Raw genomic sequence first — 15,044 nt, 5'->3', positions numbered from 1 at the left:
TCAAAAGGGGGTATGCAGCTAATTTAACACGCAAGTTCAATCATGTCAATATATTTAACACAATACGAAACTTTAATTCACATTTTATAATTTATTGGTTCATACCGGCAGCTTGAATATCGGCAAATCCCCAATAAGACTCGGGAACGTCGATCCAGCGCTTATCGGCCTTACCGCCGACGGATCGTCCCGTCAAGCGGTTCAGCAACGCCGCAGCTTCGGCGCGGCTGAGTGCCCGCTCCGGCGCGAAGCTGCCGTCGCCGTAGCCCTTCACCAGACCTGCTTTAGCCGCCGCCGCGATCGATGCCGCAGCCCAGTGCCCGATCGTATCCGGGTAAGCCGCCGACTGCCCGGCGGACGACAGTTCGGCGATTCGAACGGCCAGCGTCGCCGCTTCCGCGCGCGTGACGGCTTGGTCTGCCCTAAACGTGCCATCCTCGTACCCCTGAACCAAGCCCAGCGCAGTCGCTTGACCGATCGATTCGGAGGCCCATCCCGCAAACGCGGCTTGATCCTTGTATGACGCGGCGTACACCGCGCCGTTCACGGAGGCGTCTGCATAAAGTCTGGCCAGCATGGCAGCCAGTTCGCCTCGGGTGACGGCCTGATTCGGACGGAAGGTGCCGTCGCCGTAACCTTGAATGTAAGCCGCCCGGCTTGCGTCTGCCGCGCCATCGACGACCGTGAATGTACTGAACTTGCGAACGGTGAATCGAATCGCCGTACCGCCCGTCGTATCCGTCGCCGCTTCGCCTTTTGCCCATTCCGTGGTGCCGTCGCTGTGCTCGATGTAGACTTTCAAATGAGCAACCCGGTCAGCCGGGTAATTGCCCAGCGGAATCGACAGCAAGACCGGCTGCTGCTGCAGATTCGTCTCGATCGTCATCGGGCGCCCGACGATCGCCAGCTCTCCCGCACGCTCTCCGCCGTTCTCCTTCGCTCTCTGCTCGGCTTGCCGTTGTGCCGCGGCATCCTTGATCGGCACAACTTTGAAATACAAATCGTCTCCGGAAGCCGACAGAGAAGTTGTCGGAATGTCGATCGTCACGCCTCGCATCTCGATGATCAAGCCGATCCCGCCTTCCGTTAACCGCAATACCGCCGAACGGGGAAGCGACAAGTTGATCTCGTTAACCTCGTCCTTCGTGTCCGGAATGACGATGACCGCTTGCTTGGACTTCAGCGCCTTCAATTGCTCGACCGTTTTGGCAGCAAGTTCTTCCGTCAGCTTCACCGCGTCGGTCTTGCCGCCTTTGGCATCGGTCGTCCGCACGATATCCACCTTGGTGACCGGCGCGCCCGTCTTATCGCTTCCCCCGAACATCGGCGGCGATCGTTTCCGTGACAGATCCCGGCGCCGGATTGTACGTGTTCGGCTCATTCGGACCTGTCGGGTCTGTCGGACCTGTCGGACCTGTCGGGTCCGTGGGGTTTGTCGGGTCTGTCGGGTCTGTCGGGTCTGTCGGGTCCGTGGGGTCCGTGGGGTCCGTGGGGTCCGTGGGGTTCGTCGGATCAGTCGGGTTCGTCGGATTTGAAGCGTCCAGGACCACTTGCGTCACCTGTGCGTCCGGATATCCTGCCGCCTGAATCGTCAGCTTCAGCGAGCCTGCCGGCAGCGTGCCCGCGGCAAATGTCAGCGTCCCTTCGGACAGCGTATAGACGCTCGACGGTGCAGAAACGCCGCCATAAACGATATCCGTGATGGAAGTTCGCCAGTTCAAATCGTCGGCGAAGGTGATGACGATATCATGAGCCGTATCATTGTCCGTCGTATCCGCCGTCAAGGCCGGCGCCCCGAGCGTGACTGTCTGCGCGACGACGGTCTTGGCGTAGCCGGTCGCCGTCACCTCGATCGTATAGTCGCCTGCGGGCAGACCGTTCGCAAACGACAGCGCGCCTGCTTCAAGATTGTAAGATGCCGCGACGACCAAAGCCCCGCGTTTGACGACGACACCTGTCACTGCGGCGCGCCATGCCGCATCATCCGCGAATGTCAGCGTCAGTCCGTGTTTGTCGTCGTTGTCGACCGTATCCGCCTGCAGCTGCGGGGCGGCGTTGCCGCTGCGATAATTCGGATTCGTTGTGCGAAGTACTTTTGCGGTCTTGTCCAGCGAATAGTAGTAGCCCCCCCTGATAGGCGATACCCGCTATCGCATCCTCGTAAGTGTCAAGCGTCGCCGCACGCACAACTTCCGTACCGTCAAATTCGTAAAGGTAAGACTCGGGCAGCGGCGCAATGACGGAAAGATTGTGCCATACGTGAATATTCCAATCGCTGTCGGCGTACAAGCCAAGATTCGGCGATGGACCGGCGACGATCTTGGTCCAGCCCGAGCCGTTGTACTTGTACAGAGACGACTCGCCAATAAAAGGTCCGTTTTTCGGATATTGCTTGATCGCGGCGTAAAGAGAACCGTCTTCGGAAGTCGCCAAGCCCGAAATCGAGTAGATCGTCGTATTCGTGTCGGGAATGGAATCGATCTGCGACCACGTCGAGGCCGAGCCGTTCAACTTCCTGACCAACTTGTTGGTGTACAAATAGACGGTGCCGTCTTTGGCCACGGCGGCCGGATAAAGCGCCATACTCGTGTTGTCGGTCGGCGGAGCGGGAAGCGCGTTCCAGCTCTGTCCTTCGTTATCGCTAACGTACACTTGGAGTCCGGCCAGGCCGTAGCTCGTCACGTACCATTTGCCGAACCGAACCTGAAAGCCGATCGGGATCATAAAAGTGGCGGAGGGCAGCAGCACGCTGTTCCAGGACGCATCCTGAAGCCCTCTATAATAGATGCGCTTCTCCATCGAACCGGCAAGCGCGTAAACGGTTTGCTCGTCATCCACATAGATCGACGTGATCGGATACAACGCGCCTTCGGGATCAAGATCGTACCAGACGGACGGTACGAGCGCGATCGTCTGCGAGACGGTCGCCGGGACGTACCCGGTCGCATTGACCGTAAGCTGGTAGTCGCCTGCCTTGCTCAAACCGTTGATTTTCAGCTTGCCGGCCTCGGCGGTATAATCGACGGCTGTCGCGGCTCCGCCGGCGCGGGAGGCCTTGACGCCGGTAATGGCCGCGCGCCAATCCGCGTCGTCCGCGAAGGTCAGCTCTACGGCATGCGCCGTATCGTTGTCCGTCGCATCGGCCGTCAGCGTCGGCGCCGGCTTGCCCGTGCCGAAGGTGGGGTGATCGGTGCGGACGACGGCGCCGTTCGAGTAGTCGGACAGGAAAAAGTAGGTGCCGTCCGACGCCGCCCCATAGCCGAACCAGGAAGCTTCGTCCGCCGTCGCCGTCACCGCGCCTTCCAGCTGGCCCGCGTTCCATTGGAGTCCGTAAATGTTTTTGGACGTCGGAATCGTGAAAAAGTTAAAGGCGGGCGCCGTGAAAATGCGGCCTTCGGGATCGCTGAAGAGAGAGGCGGACACGAACGGAGACTGCCATTTGCTCTCCCAGCCCGGTGTCGCTGCGTTGTAAAGATAAATGTTGCTTTGCGAGGGTGAGGTCACATTAAAGGAGCTGGCCTTCGTGATGCTCGCCAGTAAATTTCCGCTGTTGTCGGCGATCGCATCTTGAATCCGGTAGACGTCGCCGAATTGCTGATCCGCCATTTTATCGATCTGGGACCATACGCCAGCGGGCGTGCGCTTGAAAATGCTGACCGCCGTATAGACGTACAGATTGTCGGAGGCGTCAAAAAAAAATGCCCATCAATTGATACTGCATGTAAGCGTCGCTGAAGCCGCCGTTCGGCGCGGTCAGCGTCGCCCAGCTTTGGCCGCCGTCGGCGCTGTACACGACCTTGCTTGCGATTTTCGGATTCGCGTTGTTGTTGCCGTAATCCACCACATATAGCTTGTCGCCATGAAAAACCATGGCGATCGGATTGGTGACGCCTTCAATCGTCGCATACTTCGTCCAAGCCGCATCCGTCTGACCGCGGACGTTAATCTGCTTGGATGCCGAATCAAGCGTAAAAACGCGATCGCCGAACGTCGCAATATCTCTGACGCTCAGCCAGCTCGCATCGTCCTTCACACTGCGCCAATTCGATGCGCCGGCGGCGGCCTTCTGCGGCGCGACACCTGCGACCGAAGCGATCAGGACGACGATGAGCAGCACGCACAGCGCCCGAACCGTTCCAACCTTGAACCTCATTTACCCAGCCCCTGTCCGAGAAATATGTCGAATATCCACGACAGGTTAAACTATAGCAAATGCCGTTGAACCGATTCTGATCATGCGCTTAACGAACGCTTCGGCGTTTCAGGCGTAGCCGGCAAGCTCGGCATACTTCATTTTGAACGCGTCGGAAGGAGCGGCGCCCAGCTCATTTTCCAGGTGCGTGCAAAACGTCTCATACTTTCGTTTCATCGCAGCCGGTTCTCCCGATTCGCGCAAGCAGGCAAGCTCAGCCAAGGCAAGCTGCTCGGAAAACGGAGACAGCTCGCCCGACCGACGCGCCCGCCTTAATGCCATTCCCGATTTCCCCGCTTTCAGTTCGTGTCGTACAAGACGCACCGTAAGCTCCACATACGCCTGATGCAATCGTTCGGTCCGCGCTCTCGCCCAGCCGTAGCCCTCGCGATCGAGATAGTGTCCGCGATAGAGCGACCAGCATTTAACGGCAGCTTCATAGGCTTCGTCCGTACGCTCTCCCGCGAAAGCCTTGTCCGCTTCCCGCTCGAACAGATCCGCATCCGTGACCAGCCGTTCCCCGGAAAGCCGATAGCTTTCGAGCGAATATTCAAGCGCCGCTCCCGGGTCCAGCGCCTTCAGCGCGCGACGCACCTGATAGACGGCGGTATGGAGATGGACGAGCGCCTTGTCGTTCTCGTAAGACGGCCACAATTCTTCAAGCAGCAGATCGCGCGTCAGCCAGCGTTCGCGATATTGGAGCAGGTAGGCGAAAAGCTCTTTGGATTTGAGGGTGCGCCACTTCGCAGGCTCGCCCGGAGCGGACGACAAAACCGCGAGTTGTCCGAATGTCTGCACGGCGGCGCCGGCATCCCCGCGCTGCAGGCGCGGGACCGCCGCAAACGTCTCGCGAACGCGTGTCATCGCCTTCGCAAATCGGACGGGATCGATCGGCTTAAGCACATAATCGAGCGCGTTAACCTCAAAGGCGCTTAGCGCATAGGACGAATAGGCGGTTACGAAGACAACCTTCGTGCCCTCTCTTCGCTCTTCTATGGCCGCTGCGGCCTCCAAGCCCCCCCATGCCCGGCATTTCCATGTCCAAAAAAGACAAGATCGACCGCCTCGCGGGAAAGATGAGCCAGACCGTCCGCAGCCGTCTGATAGGCGCCGCACACCTCCACATCGGGCTCTTTGTCCAGCAGCCACTGCAGTTGAAGAAGCGCGGGACGTTCGTCGTCAATCAGTATCGCTCTCATCCAAACCGCCTCCCGGTATTCGAAAACCGACGCGCGAGCCCTCCCCCGGCCAGCTCTCGACATGCAAATCGGCGCTGTACAGCAGCTTCAAACGCTGCCCGATATTCGCGAGCCCGACGCCGCCCGTCTCGCGGCGCTCCCCGATCGTGGCGAGCGCGTGGGCGGGGATGCCGACGCCGTCGTCCGCGACCGTCACCTCGCAGCCGTCTCCATCGCGCTTCACCGAGATCCGGACGGTTCCACCCTCCGGCTTTTTCATGACGCCGTGACGAACTGCGTTTTCGACGAGAGGTTGAATCGTCAGCGGCGGTAGCGCGGAAGATAAACCTGCATCGATCTCATATACCACGTGCAGCCGATCTCCGAATCGGGCCTGCTCGATCGCGAGATACGAGCGAACCAGCTCGAGCTCCTTGCCCAGGGACACCTGCTGCTTCAGATTGTCGAAGTCGAAGCTGGCGCGCAAATATCGGCTCAGCTCCAGCAGCAGCGCTTCCGCTTGAGACGGATCCATCCGGCATACGGTCATAATCGTATTTAAAGCGTTAAACAAAAAATGCGGCTTGATCTGCGCCTGCAAAAAGGCCGTCTCCGTCCGCACGAGTCCGCGAACGGATCGCCTCAGCGCGAGCAGCGTGCCTACGCGCGCTTTCAGCTCCTCGGCATCGTACGGCTTTGCCATAATATCGTTCGCTCCCGCGCGAAAGGCCGCAGCCGCATCCTCCGGAAGCCTGCCTTCGGACAAGATAAGAATCGGCAGACGGGATAGCTCATAGCGCGCCCGGATCTTGCGCGCGAGCGCCAAGCCGGATTCGTCGGGCAGCGCAAGATCCGACACGACGAGATCGAAGCTGCGTCCGCCCTCCAGCAGCGCGAGCGCTCCCGCGCCGCTGTTCGCCCTGGCAATAGGGATGCCCGCCGCCTCCAGCAGATGCGAGGCGACGGAAGCGCCCAGCGCATCGCCGCACGCGATCAGAACTGCGCCTTCTTCGCTTGCTGCCGCCCGCTCCGTCGTCGCGGCCGCATAGCGCTCGGCTGAAGACGCTTCCGTATCGCGCCCGGACGGCGGCTTGTCTTGAAGCGCTCGAGCCGGCTGCACGTTCGCCGCAAGCCGCAGGCCACGAGACGATCAGCGCGGATTGCGCGTCCGCCGCGTTTGCCCGGCGCCAGCTTCCTCCGCCCAGCGCGATCAGCCCCTTTGTAACCGACAGACGAAGCGCATCGGCCGTCTCTTCCGTTTCTGCGGCGCCCGCCGGATCGATATCCGTTTCTTCGCGCCATAAGGAGCCGATACCGGCGGCAGCGATCTTCAGATTGATCCGGCCTTCATCCACTCCGACATCCAAGTTTACGCCGTCATGGTACGATCGCCGCAAAGCGAAATCGATCAAATTATAAAAGATTTGAGCGATTCGCCTCGCATCGCCCTCGACGATCGCCGGCCCGCCGGCCGACACCGTCAATCGAACGGCTTGCGATCCGGACGGCAACGTCTCGAGCACCGAACGAAGCACGGATACGAACGATACGCGATCGCGGTTATACGCCGCGGCGCCGCTTTTCAGCAAGCTGTAGTCGATCAGGTCGTCGACGAGATACGAAAGGCGCCGCGACATCAGGGCGATCGACGTCAAACGCACGTCCATGTCCGCCCCTTCCTCGCCCAGGTCTTCGCTTGCTCCTTCCGCAGCGGGCGTGCGGCGCGCATCCGCCATATTGCGAATGGTCTGCAGCGGCTCGCGGATCTGATAGGCGGTGTTCAGCATAAAATCGTCCTTCATCTCGTCCAGCCGAAGGAGGCGTTCGGACATCGACTGCGAATGCCGGAGCAAGTCGGAAAATCGGCCGACCAGCAGATGCGCCTGGGAAGCGACGAAGGCGACGATCTCATAAGGCAGCAGCGTCTGGCTCTCCAGACGACCGAAGCCGTGAAGCAAATAAACGGCGAGCATGAACAGCACGCTCTGCAGGCTGACCGCCAAAGAAAGCGTGTTCGGCCCCCGTGCGCCGATTGCGCGGACTAGCACATACAAGATGTAACCCATCGTGATCAAGGAAAAGCTCAGCAGCAAGGGCTCGCCTTTGGAAAAATAATAGGGACTGACGCAAATGCCGATCGCGGTCAAGGCGACGACGGTCGCCGCCATCGCGCGGTCAAGCAGGCGAACGCCGTACTTCGGGTATAACAGGACGACATATCGGGCCAGAAAATAGTAAATGAAATTCGAGGAGATCAATTGGGCGCGAAGCACGTCGTCGTACGAAATTCGGGGAAGAAGGGCAAGCGCATGCTTCTCGCCGTGCGTCAGCACGTAAACGAGACTGAACAGGCAAAAGGCGCCGATATGCAGCAAAGGCGCTTCGCGGCGACGAAGGCGGAAGAACAGCAGAAAAAACAGCGCGGGCACCAAAAAAACCGCCGGCAGTCAGCCAGTATTCGAACAGTCCGGTCTCCCGATCGGACTGGATCGCCTCCTGCCGCCCGAACCAAATCGGCAATACGATCCCGCCCGACGCGTAGCTGAAGTTAGCGACCTGAACGACGATATCCGCCGCGGATGCCGTCAACGTAAAATAGCCGGCGAACGGAACGTTGCCGGGATGCGTGGCGGACCGCGTCTCTCCCGGGAGACCGCTGACGCCGATCTGCTCGCCGTTGACGAAAATGCGGCTCGCCGTTCGGATGTTCATCATGCGAATGCCGAACGTGCCGCGCGCGTCCGGCGGCAGAAGCAGCCGAAGACGGTAGGTCGCCGCGCCGCGTCCGGATTCCAGACCGGGCGAGCCGTTCCAGACGCCGGGAACCGTCGCCGCAATCGGACGAAGCGAATCGCTTGATGCGGCAAGCTCGGATGCGCCGAGCACCTTGCCGACGTACATATCCCACTGACCGTTCAGCCTGACCGCGCCGTCCGCATCGAATCGCCATTCCCGCAAATCCAATATGCCGCGACTCGCGGCCGGAACGTGGGACGATTCGGTCGCGCGCAGTTCGACCGCCAGCCAATAGACCGGCAGCGCGGTAATAAGCACGAAGCCTGCCAGCAGCTTGATCCAGTAGTTGCCCAACCGATTAAGTCCCTTCCGCCGATGCATGGCTGTATTGCGATACTCGCGGAGTCCGAGTCTTAAACGGACCATTCCTCCAGCGACACCTGCGCGGCAGCGGCCAAATCGAGCGACGAAAATTGTCCCCTACGCCACTTGAGTTCCGCGGCGGCCCCGATCATGGCGGCGTTGTCGCTGCACAGCGACATCGGCGGCACGAGCATCGGCAGCCCGGCCTCTTCGCAGCGGGCGGCCAGGCGCTCGCGGATGCCGCGGTTGGCGGCGACGCCGCCGCACAGCAGCAGCTGGCGCGCGCCGAACTCGGCTGCCGCCTTCATCGCCTTCGTCGTCACGACGTCGACGACCGAGTTCTGGAATCCACGCGCCAGCGCGGCAAAGTCGGGATCGAGTCCTTTCATCTTGGAGCGATTGATCTCCGCGAGCACGGCCGACTTCAGGCCGCTGAAGCTGAAATCGTATGAGCCCTCTTCCAGCCAGGCGCGAGGCAGCACGATCTCCTCCTCGGATTGCTGCGCCAGCTTGTCCACGTGCGGTCCTCCCGGGTAGGGGAACGACAGCGCGCGCGCAACCTTGTCGTAGGCCTCGCCGACCGCGTCGTCCCGCGTGCGGCCTACGATCCGAAAGACGCCCTCCTCCGGCAACAGCACCAGCTCGGTATGTCCGCCCGATACGACGAGCGCCAGCGCGGGGTATACGATGTCCCCGATGAGGCGGTTCGCGTAAATATGCCCGGCGATATGGTGCGTGCCGATCAACGGGACGTCCAGCGCGAGCGCAAGCGACTTGGCCGCCACGACGCCGACCAGCAGCGCGCCGATCAGGCCCGGACCTTGCGTGACGGCGACCGCGTCGATGTCCCGCCGGGATACGCCGGCCTCCGTGAGCGCCTCCTGGACGATCAACGTAATGCTCTCGACATGCTTGCGCGAAGCGATCTCCGGCACGACGCCGCCAAAGCGCCGATGCGTCTCGATCTGGCTCGAGACGATGTTGGAGAGCACCTCGCGCCCGCCGCGAACGACCGCGGCCGACGTCTCGTCGCAGCTCGTCTCGATCGCGAGCAGCAGCCCCCCCGTCTTTCTTTTCCGATAAGCTCGTCGTCATGATGACATCCCCCCGCGCTCCCGGCCAAGCGATGGGTCCAGATCCGCCCACATGATGAGCGCGTCCTCGTTGTTGTCCGAATAGTAGCCCGGCCGAAGTCCCGCGGGACCGAAGCCGAGCTTGCGGTAAAGGCGCTGCGCGCGTTCGTTGGATACCCTCACTTCGAGCGTCATCCGCGCCGCTCCGAGCCAGGCCGCGGTCCGCATCAGCTCCCTCAGCAGTCGCTCGCCGAGCCCTTTGCCGCGATACGCCTCGCGAACCGCGATGTTCGTCACGTGCGCCTCGTCCACGATGAGCCACATGCCGCCGTAGCCTAGCACTTCGTCGCCCTTGGCCATTACCATATATTTAGCGAACAGGTTTTGCGTCAGCTCGTTGTGAAAAGCTTCGGGCGTCCACGGCGCGGTAAAAGCCTCCCGCTCGATCTCCACGATGGCATCGATGTCCGCGAGCGTCATCGACCGGAACTCGATCTTGTCGTTCAAGCTTGTCCCTCCGTTCGGGCGCCGTCGCCGAGCTTCGTCTCGGCCTCGGTCAGCTGCGTGTAGTTGGGCGCGAAGCCATGAACGTCGTCTACGAGCCCTATGGCCAATCTTGCCGCCGCGAGCCTGCCCATCTCGCCCGCGTCGATCGCCAGCGGCAAAGCGACCGCTCCTACGAGCGCCTCAAGGGCTGCCGCATGAGGGCCGATCTCGCCGACAAAAACGAGCAGCGCGCCCGCTTCGCCAGCGCACGCGGCAAGAGACGGCCCCCACTCGCCGATGAGCCTGATGGCATCCTCGTCGAGCCGGTGCCAGACGGATCCGTCCGTCGTCCCGAAGCGGGCACCGTATACTTGTCCACGCCTCGCGTCCATGATCGGGACGACCCAGACCGGCCGCTCTGCATGGCGCGTAGCGAACGCAGCCGTCTCCGTGGCCTGTTTATCGCCTCGCAAATAAGGCCCCGCCGCCATGGCCAGCGTCTCCAGACTCGACAGTCCGACGAGCGGCTTGTCCCAAGCCCAAGCCAGCGTCTTGGCAGCCGACACGCCTATGCGTACGCCCGTATACGAGCCCGGGCCGCGACCTACCGCGATCCCGTCGATCTCCTCGCCGCCCGCTTCCTCCAGCAGCGCCTTCAAATCCGACACGATGCGCACGGCATGGTTGCGTTCGGCGTGCGAGTGACGGCTCGCCAGCACCTCCGCGCCGCGGCACACCGCCGCTGCCAGCACGGCCGTGGACGTGTCAAAGCACAGCATCAGCGGATGGTCGCCTGCCGTGCGCTTATTGCCGTTCGTCATCTCCGCTTCCCTCCTCCTTCGCCGGCCGAAGCCCCAGCTCCGCGCACCACGCCTCGTACCGGGCGCCGATCGGCGCGCATGTCGCCCGCCTGCTCTCCGGACCGGTCAGCTCGAGCCGGATATGCAGGCGTTCGGGGGCAGCAGCGGCTCGACGAGGGAAGCCCACTCGACGAGCGAAACGCCGTCGCCGTCGAAGTACTCGTCCAGCCCCAGCTCGTCGGCCTCCGCGATCGACAGGCGATACACATCCATATGATAGAGCGGCAATCGGCCGCCTTCGTACTCTTTGACGATCGTAAACGTCGGGCTGTTCACCATGCCCGGCACGCCAAGGCCAGCCGCGAATGCCTTCGCGAAGCGGGTCTTGCCCGCGCCGAGATCGCCGTCCAGCGCGATCAGCGCGCCAGGCACGCACAGGTCCGCGAGCCGTTCGGCAAAACGCGCCGTGTCCGCCTCGGACCGCAGCTCCAGCACGAATCGTCCGGCGCCGGCGGCTTCTCCGCCGCCTTTGCTCCAGTCGTGCATGTCGATCGTTCTCCTTCAATGCGGACAGTCCGCAGGTTGTCCTTAATTATATCGGTGCTGGGGCGAACTTGCAAAGCTATAGAGGGGATGGGAAAGGAGAGATAAGCGCGCCGGAGGCGATCGGCGAGCGTCGTCTTGACTTGAAAACGGGTCTGCAGTTAAGGGGTATAAGTTATCGTGGGTAAATTCATCGATCTTTCGTTGTCCTAACGCTTCCAGATCAGCTCGGGTTTGAGCCAGTAATCCGCCTATATAAACGCATTCCATTGATCAAACAGAATGACGTCCCATCTGCGCCCTCCGCGAGTCCGACGCAGTCCCCGCCCGAAGTCGCATTCCATCTTATCCCCAAGGACGTGCCGGACGGCCGGCTCGGCGAGTTATGATAACCATAAATAAGGAAAGCTTCGATAGGAGGAATGAATCGTGTACAGCGCTTTGAACGGCATGGCTGCAGGGTTCACGCTGCTGTTGCTCGCGTTTGCGTGGACGGCCGGCAGCAAGGCCGGCAAGCTGAAATGGTTCGGATCGGCCGAACGGCTCGCCCGCAGGTCGCGCAAGCTGCTCACCTGGACCGCGCTCGCCTCGCTGTCGGCGATCGGCGCGGCCGCGGCCGTCTGGCTGCTGTCGCGATCGTACGACGGCGCCTTGCCGACCGAACGCGCCGCGCTGCAGCTGACGCTGATCGCGCTGCCGATCGCGGCCGTCTGGCTGACGGCGCTGCCCGGCGCCCGGCGCTTGTGGCGGGAAGCCGCGCGCCTGAACGGCGCTCCCGTGCCTGCCCGGCTGGCGACCAAGGCGGCCTCCGTCGCTCTTGTCGCGCCGTATCGGGCCGCCGCGCTCGGAGCCGGCGCCAGCCTCGCGCTCTACGCGCCGGCTGCCTGGGGCACGGCAACTCCCGCGTTGGCATGCGCGGCGACGTTCGCGGCGCTGTGGATGCTCCGTCGGCGCCGAACGAAGCACACGCAAACGGCAGCTCCCGTATCGCGTTAGCAGCGACGGCTGCCGTAGCGGCTGAAGCAGCGGCAGTCGCATCCTGGTCTCCATGCGGAAGCCGCGCACATCGCCGCCCGCCGCTCCTCCCCGCGCCGGGCCCGCCCCTGAGCTGCGCAGCAGCGCCTCTTTCAGCCTTATGACTCCCCCGCTCGATCTGCCCCGCCTCCGGCTTTGCGTAGCATAGCCGCAAACTCGGCTCCTCCGCGCCGAACACCTGCCCGGGCACGTAGGCGACGCCGGCGGACATCGCGCGTTCGAGCACGCGAAGCTGCCGCGGATCCGAATCGCCGAGCCACTTCGCCCACAGGTTCAGCCCCCCCGCCGGGCGGCTCGAACGATACGAGGCCCGGCAGATGATAATCGAGGCTGACGCGAAGCTCGTCCAGCCGGGCCGCCAAGCGGTCGCGCAGCCGGCCGATCTGCCTGTCGAACGCCGCTCCCTCGATGAGCTTGGCGGCCAGCCACTGCGGGATGACGCTCATTCCGAAGTCCATTTGCTGCCGCGCGTCCGCCAGCCGCGAGACGATCTCCTGCGGCCCCGCCAGCCAGCCGACCCGAAGGCCCGAGGCCGCGATCTTGGACAACGAGCCGACGTAGAGGATGCGGCCGCCCGCATCCTCGGCCTTCAGCGGCAGCGGCGGCCGGCCATCGAACGCGGTCAGGCTGAACGGATCGTCCTCGACGATCGGAATGCCCGCCTTTTCCGCGATCCGCAGCAAGGCGGCCCGCCGTTCGGCGGAGAGTACCGTTCCCGTCGGATTCTGGAAGTTGGGATTCATAAAAAGCATCTTGAGCCGGTGCCGGCGATGCAGCCGCTCAACGTCGGCGGGATCGATGCCCTCCGGACCGACCGGCAGCGGATAGACGCGCAGCCCGGCCGATTGTAGCAGCGGCAGCGAAAAGCAGTACGAAGGCGTCTCGACGCCTACGGCATCGCCGTGGTTCAGCAGGCATTGCATGATCAAAAAAAGCGACTGCTGGGAGCCCGACGTGATCAGCAGCGAAGAAGCCGACGTCCGGATTCGCAGATGCCGCGACAAAAAAAGCGGCCAACGCTTCGCGAAAAGGGCCATAGCCCTGCGGGTCGTCGTAGCCGAGCGGACCGTCGTAGGGCCGCTCGGAAAAAATGCCGCGCACCGTCTCCCTCGGAAACAGCTCGTCCGACAATTCGCCGCTCGCGAAATCCACCAGGCCGTTTTCCAAGCGCAGGCCGGATCTGATCCGGCGAATTGCGTCCGAATTCGGCAGCATCGTTCCCACGTCCAGATACTTTCGCCAATCCGCAGGTCTTAACGGAGAAGCGTCTCCGCCTGTCACGACGGTGCCGCTGCCGACTTTGCTCGCTACCCAACCCGAAGCGCGCAGCTCCTCGTAGGCTTGGATGACGGTCGTCCGGTTGACCGCCAACTGCGCAGCCAGCTTGCGTTCGGCGGGCAGCGGACTGCCTGCCGTCAGCTCCCCCCGATTTGATCCTTTGTTCGAAATGGTCGGCGATCTGCCGGTACACCGGCTTATCCAACGTCCGATCGGGCTGCCAACTCATGCGCCGTCCCCTCCAATGCTACCATTATCCCCATAAGTCAGGGACGCGGCAAGACTTGCGAAGACGTCTTTCCTGCAATTGGAGGATAAATTGGATGGGTATAAAAATCGGCGGATTGGAGGATGCCGGCAGACGAAAAGCCTCCTATGCTTGTAGCAACGACAAAGAGGCGAACCAAGACGCCGCGATCCGGCGGACTGGCGCCTCCGACAAAGGGGATGCAGCCGAATGAGCATGGTTTATTTGATCGGCCTGGTATTCATCGTGATGTGCGCCGGGTTTGCGGGCACGCTAAGCGTCGGTTGGTCCAAAGCCAACCGAAGCGAAAACGCTGGCTATGGAAGCGGAACGGGAAAAAAGTGGACGCGCCTTGGCTTGTTGTACGTGCTCGGCGTCGTTATCGTATTGGCCGTCTTTTTCGCACTGTTAAATCGCTGATCGTTCGAGGAGGTGCTTTCACGTATGCTATACATTGTCATCTTGTCCCTATGCATGGTCGTCGGCCTCGTCGTGCTCTTCGCGGCCGGCAAAGAAATCGTCGCCTCCGAGGAGAATTGACGCCAAGACGGCGGCCGGCGCCTGCGCACTTACAGCCAGCGCATGAAGCTCCCCTGCCTGACGGGAACGCCCTGCTTTTCCGCCCAGCGCAGCAGCAGGAGGCCGGCGCTTCTGTCCTTCAGATCGAGGCATAGACGCACGGGCACGATCCGTTTGCCCCGCGGCAGCAGGCCGATCAAGCCCCGGTTGATCCGCAGCTCGCGCAGCGAATCTCCCGTGATCGTCAGGCCGTTCACGGTCAAGCGGCTGCCTGCCAGCGTCAACTCGGCCTTCAGCGCCTTCCGCCGAACGAGCAAATAGACGAGACAACCGCCGCTCAACGTCATAACCCCCGCCTGAGTATACAAGACAAAATGTTCGGCGCCGTGGATCATATTGCCCAGCGAGAGCAGGAAAAGCAGCAGGAATCCCGAGATCTGTTTCGTTCCTAGCGGATATTGCACCTGAATCTTGCGGATCGACGCCTTCTTTTCCATGGTTAACCGCTCCTTCAGACCGACGGCCCGTCCATATCTACTTGAAAGATTGTATGTCCGGCAGCGCCTATGTATTCGCTCGACCTGCTAGATTATA

16 protein-coding genes and 1 pseudogene are annotated in these 15,044 nt (G+C 62.1%); 3 read left to right on the top strand and 14 right to left on the bottom strand.

Going from position 1 to position 15,044, the window contains the following annotated elements:
* Nucleotides 1-91: 91 nt before the first annotated feature.
* The 12 genes and pseudogenes from OMP40_RS38115 to tsaE form a co-directional block, all read right to left on the bottom strand.
* Nucleotides 92-1,324 carry an S-layer homology domain-containing protein gene (locus OMP40_RS38115; protein WP_277539421.1) on the bottom strand — a complete coding sequence of 411 codons (1,233 nt, stop codon included), beginning with the start codon at nt 1,322-1,324 and terminating at the stop codon, nt 92-94.
* A complete protein-coding gene (locus tag OMP40_RS38110; RefSeq protein ID WP_420872141.1) occupies nt 1,305-1,997 on the bottom strand; it encodes a hemoblobin-interacting domain-containing protein in 693 nt (230 codons plus the stop codon). Before OMP40_RS38110 ends, OMP40_RS38115 begins: the two co-directional genes overlap by 20 nt.
* A complete protein-coding gene (locus OMP40_RS38105) occupies nt 1,981-3,606 on the bottom strand; it encodes a hemoblobin-interacting domain-containing protein (RefSeq protein ID WP_277539417.1) in 1,626 nt (541 codons plus the stop codon). The genes OMP40_RS38110 and OMP40_RS38105 overlap by 17 nt, the downstream gene beginning before the upstream one ends.
* 82 nt (nt 3,607-3,688) lie before the next feature.
* A complete protein-coding gene (locus tag OMP40_RS38100; RefSeq protein ID WP_277539416.1) occupies nt 3,689-4,153 on the bottom strand; it encodes a hypothetical protein in 465 nt (154 codons plus the stop codon).
* Between the two features lie 108 nt (nt 4,154-4,261).
* The gene (locus tag OMP40_RS38095; protein WP_277539414.1) at nt 4,262-5,206 is read right to left on the bottom strand and encodes a BTAD domain-containing putative transcriptional regulator; all 945 of its coding nucleotides are present in this window, start codon (nt 5,204-5,206) and stop codon (nt 4,262-4,264) included.
* A complete protein-coding gene (locus tag OMP40_RS38090; RefSeq protein WP_277539412.1) occupies nt 5,185-5,391 on the bottom strand; it encodes a hypothetical protein in 207 nt (68 codons plus the stop codon). The genes OMP40_RS38095 and OMP40_RS38090 overlap by 22 nt, the downstream gene beginning before the upstream one ends.
* Entirely contained in the window at nt 5,372-6,490 is a 1,119-nt protein-coding gene (locus OMP40_RS38085) for a histidine kinase (RefSeq protein ID WP_277539410.1), read from the bottom strand. Before OMP40_RS38085 ends, OMP40_RS38090 begins: the two co-directional genes overlap by 20 nt.
* Before the next feature lie 1,055 nt (nt 6,491-7,545).
* Nucleotides 7,546-8,460, bottom strand: a complete 915-nt coding sequence (locus OMP40_RS38080) for a hypothetical protein (RefSeq protein WP_277539409.1) — start codon at nt 8,458-8,460, stop codon at nt 7,546-7,548.
* A gap of 59 nt (nt 8,461-8,519) precedes the next feature.
* Entirely contained in the window at nt 8,520-9,527 is a 1,008-nt protein-coding gene (gene tsaD / locus OMP40_RS38075) for a tRNA (adenosine(37)-N6)-threonylcarbamoyltransferase complex transferase subunit TsaD (RefSeq protein ID WP_277539751.1), read from the bottom strand.
* A 33-nt stretch (nt 9,528-9,560) separates the two neighbouring features.
* Entirely contained in the window at nt 9,561-10,049 is a 489-nt protein-coding gene (rimI, locus tag OMP40_RS38070; protein ID WP_277539407.1) for a ribosomal protein S18-alanine N-acetyltransferase, read from the bottom strand.
* Nucleotides 10,046-10,849 carry a tRNA (adenosine(37)-N6)-threonylcarbamoyltransferase complex dimerization subunit type 1 TsaB gene (gene tsaB / locus OMP40_RS38065; protein WP_277539405.1) on the bottom strand — a complete coding sequence of 268 codons (804 nt, stop codon included), beginning with the start codon at nt 10,847-10,849 and terminating at the stop codon, nt 10,046-10,048. Before tsaB ends, rimI begins: the two co-directional genes overlap by 4 nt.
* Nucleotides 10,833-11,374 (bottom strand): annotated as a pseudogene (gene tsaE, locus OMP40_RS38060) (tRNA (adenosine(37)-N6)-threonylcarbamoyltransferase complex ATPase subunit type 1 TsaE). The gene tsaB and the pseudogene tsaE overlap by 17 nt, the downstream one beginning before the upstream one ends.
* Nucleotides 11,375-11,800: 426 nt before the next feature.
* Here tsaE and OMP40_RS38055 point away from each other — a divergent pair.
* Complete coding sequence (locus OMP40_RS38055; protein ID WP_277539777.1) at nt 11,801-12,367, top strand: hypothetical protein; 567 nt, start codon at nt 11,801-11,803, stop codon at nt 12,365-12,367.
* A 137-nt stretch (nt 12,368-12,504) separates the two neighbouring features.
* Here OMP40_RS38055 and OMP40_RS38050 read toward each other — a convergent pair whose 3' ends face one another.
* Nucleotides 12,505-13,443, bottom strand: a complete 939-nt coding sequence (locus OMP40_RS38050) for an aminotransferase-like domain-containing protein (RefSeq protein WP_338131390.1) — start codon at nt 13,441-13,443, stop codon at nt 12,505-12,507.
* 564 nt (nt 13,444-14,007) lie between these two features.
* Here OMP40_RS38050 and OMP40_RS38045 point away from each other — a divergent pair.
* Nucleotides 14,008-14,145 carry a hypothetical protein gene (locus tag OMP40_RS38045; RefSeq protein WP_277539403.1) on the top strand — a complete coding sequence of 46 codons (138 nt, stop codon included), beginning with the start codon at nt 14,008-14,010 and terminating at the stop codon, nt 14,143-14,145.
* Nucleotides 14,142-14,351, top strand: a complete 210-nt coding sequence (locus tag OMP40_RS38040) for a hypothetical protein (RefSeq protein ID WP_217594928.1) — start codon at nt 14,142-14,144, stop codon at nt 14,349-14,351. Before OMP40_RS38045 ends, OMP40_RS38040 begins: the two co-directional genes overlap by 4 nt.
* Nucleotides 14,352-14,500: 149 nt before the next feature.
* Here OMP40_RS38040 and OMP40_RS38035 read toward each other — a convergent pair whose 3' ends face one another.
* Nucleotides 14,501-14,947, bottom strand: coding sequence for a hypothetical protein (locus OMP40_RS38035; protein WP_277539402.1), 447 nt, complete (start codon nt 14,945-14,947; stop codon nt 14,501-14,503).
* Between the last annotated feature and the right edge of the window lie 97 nt (nt 14,948-15,044).

The organism is Cohnella rhizosphaerae (genome assembly GCF_029525575.1).
GTDB classification, from domain to species: domain Bacteria; phylum Bacillota; class Bacilli; order Paenibacillales; family Paenibacillaceae; genus Cohnella; species Cohnella rhizosphaerae.
Note: the sequence above shows the minus strand (reverse complement) of the source record. Positions and strands in the feature narration are given on the sequence as shown.